Genomic DNA, 13,558 nt, shown 5'->3' with positions numbered 1-13,558 from the left:
CGATGGCTTGACGAGCAGTGCCGAAGGGCCGGGGTGGGGCGTGTTGAAGTGGAGCGGGCTGAAGTGGGGCGTGCTGGCTGTAGCGCTGGCGATGGGTGGCAATGCAATGGCGCAGCAGCGCGAAACGGTGGACCTGGACATGGTGGGGAAGATCCGCCAGCAGGCCTTCCACCAGTCCCAGGTGATGGACACCTTCAGCTACCTCACCGAACGCATCGGGCCGCGCCTGACCAACTCGCCGGCGATGGGGCGCGCCAATGCCTGGACGCGCGGCCGGTTCAACGACTGGAAGCTGGACAACGTCCACGACGAAGCCTTCGATGCCTTCGGCCGTGGCTGGGAATTCACCTCGGCCAGCGTGGAGATGCTGGGCGATCGCGTGCAGCCACTGCATGCGCTGCCCAAGGCCTGGACGCCGGGCACCCAGGGCCCGGTCGAGGGCGAGCTGGTGCAGGTGGACATCAAGAAGCCCGACGACATCGAGAAGTACCGCGGCAAACTGCGCGGGAAGATCCTGTTGCTGGGCGAGGCGCGCGAGTACAAGCGGGGCACCGACGCCGATTCGCACCGGCATGACGCAACCTCGCTGGAGGGCCTGCAGGAATTCACCCTGCCCAAGGACAAGGACGTGGCGGCCGACCGCGCCAAGCGGGTCAAGGAGTACCAGGAGAAGCAGGCGCTGGCGGCCAAGGTCAACGCCTTCTTTGTCGACGAAGGCGCACTGGCCTCGATCAGCATCAGCAGCTGGGACAACGGCATCATCCGTGTTGCCGGCGGTGGCTCGCGCAAGGCGGGTGAATCGGTCGGTATTCCGGAGCTGGCGATGATCGCCGAGCATTTCAATCCGCTGGCGCGTGCGCTGGAGGCCAAGCAGACCGTGCGCCTGCGCGTGGATGTCGCGGCGCGCTTCACTGACCAGACCGACCAGCCGGGCTACAACACGCTGGCCGAGATCCGCGGCAGCAGCCGGCCCGATGAAGTGGTGATGATCGGCGCGCACCTGGATTCGTGGCACAGCGGCACCGGCGCCGCCGACAACGCCGCCGGCGTGGCGGTGATGATGGAGGCCATGCGCATCCTCAAGGCCGCTGGCGCCAAGCCGAAGCGCACCATCCGGGTGGCCCTGTGGAGTGGTGAAGAACAAGGGCTGATCGGCTCGCAGGCCTATGTGGCCAAGCACTTCGGTGGCTTCCCCGAGCCTGCCGATGCGGCGCAGAAGGCGCTGCCGGCCTCGTTGCGCGAACCGACCGGTGCCCTGCAGAAGACCCGCGATTACAGCAAGTTCCAGGTCTACTTCAACATGGACAACGGTTCGGGCCGCTTCCGCGGGATCTACGCGCAGGAGAACATGGCGGCCGTGCCGATCTTCGAGGCCTGGCTGGCCCCCTTCCATGACGTCGGTGCCACCACCGTGGCCACCCGCAACACCGGCAGCACCGACCACATCAGCTTCGACCGCATCGGCCTGCCGGGCTTCCAGTTCATCCAGGACCGGCTGGACTACTTCACCAACGTCCACCACAGCCACCTCGATACCTGGGACCACGCCGAACCGGAAGACCTGAAGCAGGCCGCCGCCATCGTGGCGTCCTTCGCCTACCACGCGGCCATGCGCGAGCCGTCCTTCCCGCGCAAGCCCGCGCCTCAGCCGCAGCCGTAAGGAGGCCGGACGGAGGGGGCGCCCGCCGCCTCCGTGCCCTCCCGGGGGTAATGGTAAAATCGGGGGATTCCCGTTCCCCGAGCCTTCCATGACCTGCCGCACCCGCTTCGCCCCCAGTCCCACCGGCTACCTGCACATCGGTGGCGCCCGCACCGCGCTGTACTGCTGGCTGGAGGCCCGTCACCGTGGCGGCGAATTCGTGCTGCGCATCGAAGACACCGACCGCGAGCGCAGCACCCAGGGCGCGATCGACGCGATCCTGGAGGCAATGGACTGGCTGGGCCTGGGCTACGACGAAGGTCCGATCTACCAGACCCAGCGCGTGGCCCGGTACCTGGAAGTGGCCGAGCAGCTGGTCGCCGACGGCAAGGCCTATTACGCCTACGAAACCCGCGAAGAGCTCGACGCGATGCGCGAAGCGGCGATGGCGAAGCAGGAAAAGCCGCGCTACAACGGCGCCGCGCGCGACCTGGGCCTGCCGTACAAGGACGACCCCAACCGCGTCATCCGCTTCAAGAACCCGCTCGAGGGCACGGTGGTGTTCGACGACCTGATCAAGGGCCGCATCGAGATCGCCAACAGCGAGCTGGACGACATGGTCATCTTCCGCCCGGACGGCTTCCCCACCTACAACTTCGCGGTGGTGGTGGACGACTGGGACATGCGCATCAGCGAAGTGATCCGCGGCGATGACCACATCAACAACACCCCGCGCCAGATCAACCTGTACGAAGGCATCGGCGCGCCCGTGCCGAAGTTCGGCCACATGCCGATGATCCTGGACGAGCAGGGCGCCAAGCTGTCCAAGCGCACCGGCGCGGCCGACGTGATGCAGTACAAGGACGCCGGCTACCTGCCCGACGCGCTGCTGAGCTACCTGGCCCGGCTGGGCTGGTCGCACGGTGACCAGGAACTGTTCAGCCGCCAGGAGCTGATCGACCTGTTCGACGTGACCAACTGCAATTCCAAGGCCGCGCGCCTGGACATGGCCAAGCTGGGCTGGGTCAACCAGCACTTCCTGAAGACCGAAACGCCGGACAGCATCGCCCCGCACCTGGTCTACCAGCTGAACAAGCTGGGCCTGGATCTGGCCGCCGGCCCGGCCCCGGCCGATGTGGTGGTGGCACTGCGCGACCGCGTGCAGACCCTGAAGGAAATGGCCGAGAAGGCGGTGGTCTGGTACCAGCCGCTGACCGAGTACGACGAGGCGGCCGTGGCCAAGCACTTCAAGCCGGGCGCGGAACTGCCGCTGGGCAAGGCTCGCGAGCTGTTGGCGGGGGTTGCCGACTGGACCGCCGAGGGCGTGTCGGTGGCGCTGCATGAGGTGGCCACGGCGCTGGAGATCGGGATGGGGAAGGTGGCCCAGCCGCTGCGCGTGGCCATCACCGGCACCCAGGTCAGCCCGGACATTTCACAGACGGTGTTCCTGGCCGGGCGTGAAGAGGCCTTGAAACGCATCGACGTCGCACTTACTAAAGTACCGACGGCCTGACCACAGGAGACCGCGCATGCCTGCCAAATCCGCTTGTACCGCCCCGCACCACCACGTCCACGACGCATCCGACTTCGTGAAGGTGGTGGAACGCGTGTGCTCGGAACGCGGGCTGCGCCTGACGCCGATCCGCGCCAACGTGCTGCGCCTCATCGCCGAGGCCGGCAAGCCGGTCAAGGCCTACGAACTGCTGGAGTGGGTGCGCAACGGCAAGGGCGTCGGTGCCGACGCCCCGCCCACGGTGTACCGCGCGCTGGATTTCCTGATGGCCAACGGTTTCGTGCACAAGCTCGAATCGGTCAACGCGTTCGTGGCCTGCCACCATCCCAGCAGCGCACAGCATTCGGTGCCGTTCCTGATCTGCAACAGCTGCCACAGTGCGGTGGAACTGGAAGACAAGGAGATCGTGAGCCAGCTGGAAAAGCGCGCCAAGGAGCTGGGCTTCCAGCCGCAGGCGCAGACCCTGGAAGTGCACGGCCTCTGCGCGCGCTGCGCCGGGTAGGTACCGACCGTTGGTCGGTGCGCTCGCTGCAAAAATCGCCGCGCCCTGCGCGGCTTTTTTTTGCTTCTTCGCCCATCTGCGGGGCAAGCAGAAATGTGCCTTGGCACTTTCCAGGCGCGGTTGTTGGCGGATCGGGCGCTGGGCCCCATGCCCTTTCCGGCGAATGTCCCCCGGCGTCGGCCTGCGGCCGCCCCCTCCTCCTTTATTTCGCCTCCAAGGGCATGGGGCCCAGCGCCCGACCCGCCAACAACCATCAAAAAAGCCCGGCTCCCCGCCAGTACCGCAAGCCGAGCCCCGTAGCGGCCGGTAGGCTCCTGGGCAAAATAAAGGAGGAGGCCGCCCCGCGGCCGGGGGACATTTGCACCAGGGGCCTACCGGCCGCTGCGGGGCCCTCACGCTCGCGACAGGCCTGATCGGCGACGCCAGCCGATCCAAACGGCGCCCGCACACCCGGGCACCCGCCCTTGCAACAAGTCGCTCCCCTCGATGGGAGAAGAGCCTTCTTTGCGCGATGTCCCGGATCGATCATCCCCTTGGTAGAACCACGCCATGCGTGGCCGCCCCGGCGATCAGCTGCTCCACCTCCAGCGCACCACCGTAAGCCGCCGGCGCGCTGCCCTTGGCCGCCTTCTGCGCCAGTGCGTTGAACTTCATCGGCGCTCCGCCGCGGCGGTATCGCTGCCGTCTGCCGCCGTATCCACCTTCACCACCACCGACATGCCCGGGCGCAGCCGCTTGGCCAGCGGCTGGTCCGGGTCGATGGAAATGCGGATCGGCAGGCGCTGCACCACCTTGGTGAAGTTGCCGCTGGCGTTGTCCGGGCGCAGCACGCTGAATTCCGAGCCAGTGGCCGGGGCGATCTGCTCGATGTGCCCGTGCAGCTTTTCACCGTCGAAGGCATCCACCTTGAACGAGGCGGGCTGGCCGATGCGCATTTTCCAGGTCTGGCCTTCCTTGAAGTTGGCCACTACCCACAGCGTGTCCGGCACCAGGAACAGCAGCTGCGAGCCGGCCGTGACGTACTGGCCCAGGCGCACTGAGGCTTCGCTGATCTGGCCGTCGCGCGGGGCATGGATGACCGTGTTGGCCAGGTCGATCCGGGTCAGTTCCAGCTGCGCCTGTGCGGTTTCCACGCGGGCTTCCAGACTCTTGCGTGCCACCTGGGTGGAGGTCAGCGTTTCCTCGGCGATGCGGATCTGCGCCTGCGACTGCAGCACGGCCGCCTGCGCCGACTGCGCCCCGGTACGTAGCTTGTCGCGGTCGCTGAGCGCCACCAGCTGCTGCGCGGCGAGGGCTTCATAGCGCTTGAGCTCGGTGCGTGACCGCGCCAGCTCCGATTGGCCGGCAACAAGGTTGGCCTGCGCGGCACCAATCTGCGCGCGGTTCTGCGCCTGGGCCTGGTCGGAGTTGGCCAGCGCGGCCTTGGCACTGTCCAGGTCGGCCTGGGCCTGCGCCACTTTTTCCTTGTAGATGCGGTCATCGACGCGCACCAGCGGGTCGCCTTGTTTGACGTGCTGGAAATCCTTGACCAGCACCTCGGTGACATAGCCATTGACCTGCGGCGCCAGCACGGTGATCTGGCCCCGCACATAGGCGTTGTCGGTGCTCACCCGGGTGCTGTCGAACGGCCACAACGACCACGCGCGCAGGATCAGCGCGATGCCCAGCAGCGCGATCACGATCATGATCACCACGCTGCGGGTGCTCGGCTTGAGGTACTTGGGCGCGCTCGGCGGCGGCACCGCACCCGGCGCGGCCGCACTGCTGGCGGGGGCGGCATCGGTCGGCGGGGCCGGGTTGACGTTCTCGGGTGCGCTGTCGTCGCGGGGCGGGGGCGTGGGCATGGGGGGGCTCATCGGGGCGGGGCGGGCAACGGCGCCGCGACTGAAGGGGAAGAGGGGGCAGGGTGGCGCTTGCGCCACTGCTTGAGGACGGCGGTACGCACCGATAGCAGCAGCAACCAGCCCAGGAAGCCCAGCGCGACCGTGCCGCTGAGCCGGAACACATCATTGAAGGCGCGCACATTGGCTTCGCGGCGTGCGGTCAGCGCCAACTGCGCCGTGCCCTGCGCACTGCGCTGCACCGGGTCGGTGATCAACCCGGCGTAGAGCTGCTGTTGTTGTTTCAGGCGCTGTGCGACCACGCCGTCGGCCGGGTCGAGCTGGCTGACCAGTGCGCTGGAATACAGCTGCTCGCGGTGCAGCTGGTAGGTGCCCAGCACCGCCGAGCCGGCCAGCCCGCCCAGGGTCTGGGTGATCGACAGGGTGACCAGGAAGGTGATCATGTGGTCCACACCCTGCTTCAATGCCTGGGTGATGCCAAGCATGATCAACGGCCCCATGAACATGCCGGCGCCCACCGACGCCAGGAACTGGCTGGCGTAGAAGTCGTGCGGGCGATCCAGGCTGGTGCGGCTCTGGTCGAGCAGGGCCGCGCTGCCGAGCAGCAGAATGGCCATCAGCAGCTGGGCGATGATGCGCTTGGGGCCGAAGGTGAGCGAGGCAGCCGCGATGCCGGTGACCACACCGGCCAGGATTACCCCGAACAGCGGGCGCATCTGGTCCGGCCCCATGCCCAGCTGGCGCATCAACCCGACCACGCCGTACGACTGCTCGGTGGTGAGAAAGCGGATCAGGAACGCGCCGACGATGAAGTGCAGCACCGGCAGGCTGGCCAGCCAACGCGTCTGTAGCAGCGGGTTGCGCCGGTAGTGCTCGAGGATGAAGCCGGCGGTGGCCAGCGCGACGGAGGCCACCAGCGCCCACCCCAGCCACGGCGTGTCCAGCCACCAGCGCACGTAGCCCTGCGCCAGCACCACCACCAGCAGGCCCACCGCCGGGGCGAGCAGGGCGAAGGTGAGGAAGTCCAGCGGCTCGAAGGCCTTGATCTGCACGCCCGGCGGCAGCTTCAACACCACCACCGCGGCGAAGGCGCACAGGGCCAGGCCGGCCTCGAACAGGTACAGGTTGTGCCACTGGCCGGTGTCCACCAGCCCCGGCGACACCAGCCAGGCGATCGGCACGGCCAGCTGCGAGATGCCCACGCCGATCACCAGCAGGTTGCCGGTGTATTTGCGCGGCAGCGACTGCAGCATGTACAGCGTGCCCAGGGTGCTGCAGGCAGCGCCGGCGAACCCGCTGGCCGCGCGTGTCAGCACGGTGGTTTCATAGCTGCCCACGAACAGGTGCAGCACCGCCAGCGCGGCATACAGGCCCAGGCCGATTTCGGCGAACAGGCGGATGCCGTACTGCTGGCGGAACTTGAAGGCGAGCAGGTTGGCGGTGACATTGACCATCGCATAGGCGGCCACCAGCCAGCTGCCCTGCGCCGGGGTCAGGCCGAGCTGGCCCTGCATGAAAGGCAGGTTGGCGGTGACCAGCGCATTGCCCAGCCCGCCGGTGATGCCCACCAGCAGCGCCACGGCGGCATAGGCCACGCGCCGGTGCCAGGGATGCCATGGCATCGACGCCGAGCCGGGCAGGGTCGGCTTTTCGTGGTCTTCCCAGTCCGGGATCGGTTTGAGGTACTGCGCCATCAGCCCTCCGCGTCGACGGGTCCCTGCAGTCCGGTACGCAGCAACTGCAGGGCGCGCGCCACCAGCTTGGCCCGCTCTTCGCGGGATTTGCCACGCAGCGCGGCTCCCAGCATGCCTGAGATCAGTGAAATGTCCGTCACCTGCAGGTCCGCCCGGCACAGGCCGGCGGCGATCGCGCGCTGGATCGGCGCTTCCAGCAGGCCCCAGATGGTGTGCCGGGCGGCCTTGATGGCCGGGTCATCGGGGTCCACCGCGCGCCAGTAGTCCGACAACGCCGGCGACTGCACGATGCGGGCGGCCATGCTTTCGAGCACGTCGAACAAGGCATCATCGCGTTCGCCCAGGCTCTGCACCTGGCGGTTGATGCGGGCCACCGTGCGCTGCAGCAGCGCCTCCACCAGCGCGGTGCGGTCGGGGAAATTGCGGTACAGCGTGGCGCGGCCAACCTGCGCACGTTCGACCACCAGGTCGAGCGGGGCGGTGACGCCATGCTGGCCGAACACCGCATCGGCGGCGTCCAGGATGAGGGCGCGGCGGGCAGCCGCATCGGCACGTTGGGAGGTCATGAGACATCTTCGGACGAAAATGTCCGCAACGGAAGGGGCCGATGAGACGGGGGTGGGGCAGGATGCGGAAAGGTCTGCGGGGCGTGAAGCCGTCGACGATCGCGCGCCCAGGCAGTGTCAGCTCACAGCACCCGCGGACGGTACTGCAGGATCCGATCGGCGATCTGGGGCGCGGACAGGTCTGCATGGAAGATGTAGTTCACCGCGTCCGGATCGAGCACAGCGTCCACCAGCCGCTGGATATCGGCATCGGTGTCCTGTTCGGTGCCCGGTGCGGCCTGGATGCGCGCGATGAGCGCGACCAGCGCGTCACGGTCCAGGCGTGAACCGGCGGGGAAGGAATCGGTCATCGGTGCACCGGCATCAACGGGAGGTAGGGACACCGTGGCAACCATAGCGCGCTTCGCGGATCGGCAGGTTGACCAGGGCGGCGATGGCGGCCAGCGCGATGTCGGCGTACCACATCCACAGGTAGTTGCCGGAATGGGCCAGCGCCACGCCCCCCAGCCACGCACCGAAGAAGCCGCCGAGCTGGTGCGAGAGCAGGGTCAAGCCGAACAGGGTGCCGAGGTAGCGCGGGCCGAACAGCTTGCCGACCAGGCCGGCGGTGGGCGGGACGGTGGCCAGCCAGGTGAAGCCGAGCGCGGCGGAGAACACGTAGAAGGTGGTCGGGGTGGGCGGGGCAACCAGGTACAGGCCGATCATCACCGCGCGACTGGCGTACATCCAGAACAGCAGGTACTTCATGCGGTAGCGCTGGCCGAGCGCGCCCACGATGAGGCTGCCTGCGATGTTGAACAGGCCGATCAGCGCGATCGAGGTGGAGGCGACGGTGGGCGACAGCCCGCACAGGGCGATTTCGCCGGGCAGGTGGGTGACCAGGAAGGCGATGTGCAGGCCACAGGTGAAGAAGCCCAGGTGCAGGCACCAGTAGCTGCGGTCGCGCACGGCCAGGCGCAGCTGTGCGCGCAGGCCGCCGTCCTCGTCGGCGCTGGCGCCGGCGGCATGGTCGCCGGCACGGCGGCGCAGGGGCCAGGCCAGGGGGAGCGAGAGCAGGGTGATGGCGGCCATGGTGAACATGGCGCGGGCCCAGCCGGCGCTGCTGATGATCCATTGCACGAGCGGGGCGAACACGAACTGGCCCAGCGAGCCGCCGGCGTTGATGAGGCCGGCGGCGAAGGAGCGTTTTTCAGCGGGGAGGCGATGCGCGGTGGCGCCGATCAGCACGGAGAAACTGCCGGCGCCGGCACCGGCGGCCATGAGCAGGCCGAGGCTGAAGCTGAGGCCGAGCGGGCTGGTGAGGTAGGGCGCCAGCAGGAGGCCGATGGCGAGCAGGACGCCACCGAACAGCAGTACGGGGAGCGCGCCGCGCTGGTCGGCCACGGCGCCGAAGACGGGTTGTACGGCGCCCCAGACGAACTGGCCGATGGCGAGGGCGAAGCTGATTTCAACAATGCTGACGCCGGTGCTGCGGTGGATGGGGTCGAGGTAGAGGCCGCTGGTCTGGCGCACGCCCATGGTGACCATGAGGATGGCGGAGGCGGCGACGAGCAGGCCCCAGTGCATGGTCGGGGCGCGCGGGGTGGCGGGCTGGGCGGTCATGCGGGGGCTCCAGGCGCGAGGGCGTGGTCGAGCTGGTCGAGGAGGGTGTTGAGGTGGGTGGTGGGGAGGGTGCCGAAGGCGCGTTCGATGTGTGCCTGGGCGCGCTGCCAGAGGGGGCGGGCGCGGCGCAGGACGGCTTTGCCGGCGGGGGTGATGGCGATGAGGCGTTGGCGGGCGTCGTGACCGCGTTGTTCCTGGAGCCAGCCGGCGAGGAGGAGGGGTTTGAGGTTGCGGGTGAGGGTGGTGCGGTCCATGCCGAGGGCGTCGGCGAGTTCGCCAAGCTGGCGGGGCGCGGGGGCGCGGCGAAGGATGGAGTAGGCGTTGAGGCTGAGTCCGGCGGGCGCGAGGTGGCTGTCATAGATCTGCGAGAGCTGGCGCGAGGCGCGGCGCAGGCGGAAGCAGGTGCATGGGCTGGCGGTGGTGGGGTCCATGGGGGCGCGCCGGGTGGTCTGGCTGGATCATACGTGTATATGCACGTAAAAGGTCAAGTGCCAGGGCCAGAGCTGGAGCCGAAGCCAGAACCGGAGCCGGAGCGGTTTGGCGGTGGCCGGTGGTTGGCGTGTATGGGCGGCGGGTACGCGGTTCCAGGACACGCCGTGAACCCATCCCTGGGGGCTCGTGGGCGCCATCCATGGCGCCCAACGGTCCTGGAACCGCGTACCCGCCACCCATCTCACAGATCACGCGCGTGCTGGCAAACAGCTGGGGCATCGGGGCTTTTGTTTACTGCGACGCTGGCATTGGTGATCGAAGCGGCTGTTGCTCTAGAAATTGCTTTCGCAGTTGCGATGGCAGTCGATCTTGTTGTTGATCTTGTTGATCTTGTTGTTGTTGTTGCTGTTGTTGCTGTTGTTGCTGTTGCTTTAGCGCTTTCGATTGCTCTTGTTTTTTTGGGCCACCGTAAAACTGTCGAGGGTGGGGGTCTGTGGGTTCACGGGACCCTGAGCGCCATGGATGGCGCGACGGAGCCTACAGGGACGTACTTGCGGCGTGTCCCGTGAACCCACAGACCCCCACCCACCCAGGTAGACAGTGGAACAACAAGCTTTTAGCTTCAGAAAAAAAAGGGGGCCTTTCGGCCCCCTCAGGGTGATCAAACGACCCCAGTCGAAACGAGTGTCTTAGAAGAAGGCGCGGATACCGAACGCGACGCCGCGGCCCGGCAGTGGGGAGTAGTCGCGCAGCAGCGAGGTGTGCGGGCGCACTTCCTGGTTGGTCAGGTTGTTGCCGTCCAGGAAGACCTCGTAACTGTTGCTGTCGTTGCGGTCCCAACGGTAGGCCAGGTGCGCGTCCACCAGCGTGTAGCCCTTGCTCGTATCCTCGTTCTGCGCCACGTCCTTCTGGCTGCTGTAACGCACTGCGCCCACCGATGCGCGCCAGCCGTCACGCGACCAGCGCAGGTCCGCGCCCACCCGGCCCGGCGCGATCCGCGGCAGGTAACCGGTGTTGGCCAGCTCCACGGTGTAGTTGTGGTTGTGATCGCCGTGCGGCACGGCGATGTCCACGTTGCGGCTGCCGCTGCCATCCAGCTCCGCCTTCACGTAATCGCCGAACACCCGCAGATCCCAATCACCCGCGTTGCCCTCGAACAGGTGGAACAGCGCTTCCGCTTCGGCACCCTTGAAGGTGGCGTCCTGCTGCGTCCACAGGCGGACCGGCAGCGATTCGACCACCCCGGTGTCGGCCAGGTAGATGAAGTCCTTGAACTTGGTCTGGTAGATCGAGGCGGAGAAGTCGATGCGGTCGCTGTGGGTATGGATGCCCAGTTCGACGCGCTGGCCGCGTTCGGTCTTCAGGTTCGCATCGCCGATCTCCAGCGAGCGGGTGGCGATATGCGCACCGGCGGCGTAAAGCTCTTCGTTGGTCGGGGCGCGCTCGGAGCTGTCGATGCCGAAGCGCAGATCGACGGCGTCGTTGAGGGTCCAGATGCCGGCCGCGGAGAGATTGGTGGCGTCGAATTTGCGCGCGCGGTAATCGCCGGTCGGGTCCAGCTTCACCTGATCATGGCGGCCGCCCAGTTCCAGCTTGAACGGGCCGAACTGCTTTTCCTGCAGCACGAACAGGCCGATGTTCTTCGTGCCCGTGTCCGGCACGAACGCTTCCTCGCCCTTCGCGCCGAAGTCGCTGTTGCCGAACTGCAGGCCGAACGCGCCGTCCCAGCCGCCGATCTGTTCCTGCACCGCTTCCAGGCGGCCTTCGATACCACGGTTGGTGAAGCGCGTGGCCGGCGTGCCGGCTTCCAGTTCGGTGTGCTCGTAGTCGGTGTAGGCCGTACGCAGGTTGATGTTCTTCAGGAACGAGGTCGGCTGGTAAATGCCGCCCTTGGCCTCGAAGCGGTTCTGCACCATGTCGATGCGGACGTCATGCTCGTCGCCTTCTTCCTCGTCGCCATGGTCGTGATCGTGGTCATGACCATGGTCGTCGTCGGCATGCACGTGCGCGCCGTTGGGAATGCCGTAGTTGGTGCGGTAGGTGCTGGCGGACACGCCGAAGTAGCCGTCATCGCCCAGCCAGGTGGCACCGACGCCGCCGGCGCGGGTACGGATCGAACTGTTGTCCAGACGACCGCGGCGCGGTTCGTCGGTGTCGCCTTCGGCGTGCTCGTGACCGCTGTGGTCTTCCAGGCCATCGATCACCGCATAGCCGGGAATGCGGTAGTCATCGCCGTTGCGGACCAGGCCGTCCACATGCAACACGACGTTGCCGCTGACACCGTCCAGGCGGAACATGCCGCTGCGCTCATCATTGACCGAATTGCCGCGCAGTTCGGCGCGACCACTCAGCGGACGGTCCGGCAGTTCGCGGGCGATGCGGCCGTCCACCACGTTCACCGCGCCGCCGATCGCGCCACTGCCAAACAGCAGCGTGGCCGGGCCCTTCAGCACTTCGATCTGGTCGGCCAGGAACGGCTCGATGCTGGTGGCATGGTCGGCGCTCACCGTGGAGGCATCCATGTTGCCCATGCCGTTGGACAGCACCGCCACGCGCGGACCTTCCTGCCCACGGATGATCGGGCGGCCCACGCCGGGGCCGAAGAAGGTGCTCTGCACGCCGGGCAGCTTGGCCACGGTGTCGCCCAGGGTGCCGGCCTTCTGCTCGTCCAGGCGCTCACCGGCCAGCACGTCGACCGGGCGGGCCAGCGATTCGGCATCGCCCTGCAGCGGCGAGGCGGTGACTTTCACGGTGGACAGTTCGGTCAGGTGGCCGTCGCGGTGGCTGCCGGGGGCGTCCGCGGCCATGGCCAGCGACGGCAGCAGGGCGGCGGCAAGCGCCAGGGACAGGGCGTGGGGTGTGAGCAGGAGGGAGCTGGAGCGCATAGGGCAAGGGCCTTCGGTCAATTGTTACAATATATCAATGGTAGGGCGCGCGGATCCCGTAACGGGACGGGGGAGGGCAAGTCAGGGGGAGGCAAGGGTGCGCGTCAGGATTGATGTTATATTATTCCATAACGCTTCGCCGACCCTGCTGGAAGTCATGCCCCTGTTCGCTCGTGTTCGCCATCTGCTGGATCGTTTCGGTGCCACCGGCTCGTTGCTGTGCGCCGTGCATTGCGCTGTGCTGCCGGTGCTGCTGGCGGCTGCGCCGTCGTTGGGGCTGTCGGTCTGGATGGGCGACGGCGTGGAGCTGGCCCTGGTGAGCTTTGTCACCCTGCTGGGCCTGTTCAGCCTGGTCTGGGGCTGGCGCCGGCACGGCGCGTTGCGCGCGCTGGCCTTTCTGATTCCGGGCCTGACCGCGCTGTGGGCGGGGTTGCTGTACGACCCGCTGCACCACTCGGCGGTGCCGCATGCGGTGGTGATGACCCTGGGCGGCGTGCTGGTCGGCGTGGCCCATCTGGTCAACCTGCGCCTGAACCACGGCCACGTCCACGACGCCAGCTGTGCTCATTGAGAGCGCGCATGGTAGGCTTCCAGATCGTGCGCGGGGGCGCCTGAGAGGGCGGCCCCGCCGAACCCGTGTCAGTGCGGGGTAATCAGAATCAGGTTTCAGACTAAGGAGTTGACGACATGGGTAAGGGTGACCGCAAGACCGCCAAGGGCAAGCGTTTCAACGCCAGCTACGGCAATTCGCGCTCGCACGTGGTGAGCAAGGTGGCCGTGGGCGCAGCTGCGCCGGTCGCCAAGAAGACCGTTGCCAAGGCACCGGCCAAGAAGGCCGTGGCCAAGAAGGCTGTCGCCAAGGCCGGTTGATCCCGCCTGGCGGG

The 13,558-nt window shown here is 67.5% G+C and carries 14 protein-coding genes; 6 read left to right on the top strand and 8 right to left on the bottom strand.

What is annotated here, in order from left to right; genetic code table 11:
- Window positions 1-91 precede the first annotated feature (91 nt).
- The 3 genes from AC6CHL_RS18870 to AC6CHL_RS18860 all read left to right on the top strand — a co-directional run bounded on the left by AC6CHL_RS18870 (window position 92) and on the right by AC6CHL_RS18860 (window position 3,654).
- The gene (locus AC6CHL_RS18870; RefSeq protein ID WP_498295820.1) at window positions 92-1,660 is read left to right on the top strand and encodes a M28 family metallopeptidase; all 1,569 of its coding nucleotides are present in this window, start codon (window positions 92-94) and stop codon (window positions 1,658-1,660) included.
- A gap of 88 nt (window positions 1,661-1,748) precedes the next feature.
- Window positions 1,749-3,152: a glutamate--tRNA ligase gene (gene gltX / locus AC6CHL_RS18865; RefSeq protein WP_498295769.1), complete on the top strand. Its 1,404-nt coding sequence runs from the start codon at window positions 1,749-1,751 to the stop codon at window positions 3,150-3,152.
- 16 nt (window positions 3,153-3,168) lie between these two features.
- The gene (locus AC6CHL_RS18860) at window positions 3,169-3,654 is read left to right on the top strand and encodes a Fur family transcriptional regulator (RefSeq protein WP_038689556.1); all 486 of its coding nucleotides are present in this window, start codon (window positions 3,169-3,171) and stop codon (window positions 3,652-3,654) included.
- A 525-nt stretch (window positions 3,655-4,179) separates the two neighbouring features.
- On the opposite strand, the gene AC6CHL_RS18855 is transcribed toward AC6CHL_RS18860, so the two are convergent.
- The 7 genes from AC6CHL_RS18855 to AC6CHL_RS18825 form a co-directional block, all read right to left on the bottom strand.
- Window positions 4,180-4,308, bottom strand: a complete 129-nt coding sequence (locus tag AC6CHL_RS18855; protein ID WP_275131306.1) for a hypothetical protein — start codon at window positions 4,306-4,308, stop codon at window positions 4,180-4,182.
- Complete coding sequence (locus AC6CHL_RS18850) at window positions 4,305-5,498, bottom strand: HlyD family secretion protein (protein ID WP_447592621.1); 1,194 nt, start codon at window positions 5,496-5,498, stop codon at window positions 4,305-4,307. The genes AC6CHL_RS18855 and AC6CHL_RS18850 overlap by 4 nt, the downstream gene beginning before the upstream one ends.
- Before the next feature lie 8 nt (window positions 5,499-5,506).
- Window positions 5,507-7,192 (bottom strand): MFS transporter, encoded by a 1,686-nt coding sequence (locus AC6CHL_RS18845; RefSeq protein WP_038692398.1) that lies wholly within the window; start codon window positions 7,190-7,192, stop codon window positions 5,507-5,509.
- Window positions 7,189-7,755 (bottom strand): TetR/AcrR family transcriptional regulator, encoded by a 567-nt coding sequence (locus AC6CHL_RS18840; protein WP_038692396.1) that lies wholly within the window; start codon window positions 7,753-7,755, stop codon window positions 7,189-7,191. Before AC6CHL_RS18840 ends, AC6CHL_RS18845 begins: the two co-directional genes overlap by 4 nt.
- Before the next feature lie 122 nt (window positions 7,756-7,877).
- The gene (locus tag AC6CHL_RS18835; protein WP_447592625.1) at window positions 7,878-8,105 is read right to left on the bottom strand and encodes a hypothetical protein; all 228 of its coding nucleotides are present in this window, start codon (window positions 8,103-8,105) and stop codon (window positions 7,878-7,880) included.
- A gap of 13 nt (window positions 8,106-8,118) precedes the next feature.
- Entirely contained in the window at window positions 8,119-9,357 is a 1,239-nt protein-coding gene (locus tag AC6CHL_RS18830; protein ID WP_498295766.1) for an MFS transporter, read from the bottom strand.
- Entirely contained in the window at window positions 9,354-9,788 is a 435-nt protein-coding gene (locus AC6CHL_RS18825) for a MarR family winged helix-turn-helix transcriptional regulator (RefSeq protein WP_038689550.1), read from the bottom strand. Before AC6CHL_RS18825 ends, AC6CHL_RS18830 begins: the two co-directional genes overlap by 4 nt.
- Before the next feature lie 288 nt (window positions 9,789-10,076).
- Here AC6CHL_RS18825 and AC6CHL_RS18820 point away from each other — a divergent pair, with 288 nt between their 5' ends.
- The gene (locus tag AC6CHL_RS18820) at window positions 10,077-10,358 is read left to right on the top strand and encodes a hypothetical protein (RefSeq protein ID WP_498295764.1); all 282 of its coding nucleotides are present in this window, start codon (window positions 10,077-10,079) and stop codon (window positions 10,356-10,358) included.
- Window positions 10,359-10,478: 120 nt separating this feature from the next.
- Here the strand turns inward: AC6CHL_RS18820 and AC6CHL_RS18815 are convergent, their stop codons facing one another.
- Window positions 10,479-12,674, bottom strand: a complete 2,196-nt coding sequence (locus AC6CHL_RS18815) for a TonB-dependent receptor (RefSeq protein WP_498295762.1) — start codon at window positions 12,672-12,674, stop codon at window positions 10,479-10,481.
- Window positions 12,675-12,831: 157 nt separating this feature from the next.
- Between AC6CHL_RS18815 and AC6CHL_RS18810 the strand changes: the two genes are divergently transcribed.
- Together AC6CHL_RS18810 and AC6CHL_RS18805 are read left to right on the top strand one after the other, a co-directional pair.
- Window positions 12,832-13,245, top strand: a complete 414-nt coding sequence (locus tag AC6CHL_RS18810; RefSeq protein WP_038689545.1) for a MerC domain-containing protein — start codon at window positions 12,832-12,834, stop codon at window positions 13,243-13,245.
- A gap of 116 nt (window positions 13,246-13,361) precedes the next feature.
- Window positions 13,362-13,544 carry a 30S ribosomal protein THX gene (locus AC6CHL_RS18805; protein WP_038689543.1) on the top strand — a complete coding sequence of 61 codons (183 nt, stop codon included), beginning with the start codon at window positions 13,362-13,364 and terminating at the stop codon, window positions 13,542-13,544.
- Window positions 13,545-13,558 lie beyond the last annotated feature (14 nt).

The organism is Stenotrophomonas sp. GQ19, assembly GCF_059758695.1.
This window is presented reverse-complemented; position numbering and strand designations above follow the sequence as displayed.

Excerpts from the sequence above, each read along its gene's own strand:
- AC6CHL_RS18870 (WP_498295820.1), top strand. The coding sequence starts at position 92 with ATGGGTGGCAATGCAATGGCGCAGCAGCGCGAAACGGTGGACCTGGAC.
- gltX (WP_498295769.1), top strand. The coding sequence starts at position 1,749 with ATGACCTGCCGCACCCGCTTCGCCCCCAGTCCCACCGGCTACCTGCAC.
- AC6CHL_RS18860 (WP_038689556.1), top strand. The coding sequence starts at position 3,169 with ATGCCTGCCAAATCCGCTTGTACCGCCCCGCACCACCACGTCCACGAC.
- AC6CHL_RS18855 (WP_275131306.1), bottom strand. The coding sequence starts at position 4,308 with ATGAAGTTCAACGCACTGGCGCAGAAGGCGGCCAAGGGCAGCGCGCCG.
- AC6CHL_RS18850 (WP_447592621.1), bottom strand. The coding sequence starts at position 5,498 with ATGCCCACGCCCCCGCCCCGCGACGACAGCGCACCCGAGAACGTCAAC.
- AC6CHL_RS18840 (WP_038692396.1), bottom strand. The coding sequence starts at position 7,755 with ATGACCTCCCAACGTGCCGATGCGGCTGCCCGCCGCGCCCTCATCCTG.
- AC6CHL_RS18835 (WP_447592625.1), bottom strand. The coding sequence starts at position 8,105 with ATGACCGATTCCTTCCCCGCCGGTTCACGCCTGGACCGTGACGCGCTG.
- AC6CHL_RS18830 (WP_498295766.1), bottom strand. The coding sequence starts at position 9,357 with ATGACCGCCCAGCCCGCCACCCCGCGCGCCCCGACCATGCACTGGGGC.
- AC6CHL_RS18825 (WP_038689550.1), bottom strand. The coding sequence starts at position 9,788 with ATGGACCCCACCACCGCCAGCCCATGCACCTGCTTCCGCCTGCGCCGC.
- AC6CHL_RS18815 (WP_498295762.1), bottom strand. The coding sequence starts at position 12,674 with ATGCGCTCCAGCTCCCTCCTGCTCACACCCCACGCCCTGTCCCTGGCG.
- AC6CHL_RS18810 (WP_038689545.1), top strand. The coding sequence starts at position 12,832 with ATGCCCCTGTTCGCTCGTGTTCGCCATCTGCTGGATCGTTTCGGTGCC.
- AC6CHL_RS18805 (WP_038689543.1), top strand. The coding sequence starts at position 13,362 with ATGGGTAAGGGTGACCGCAAGACCGCCAAGGGCAAGCGTTTCAACGCC.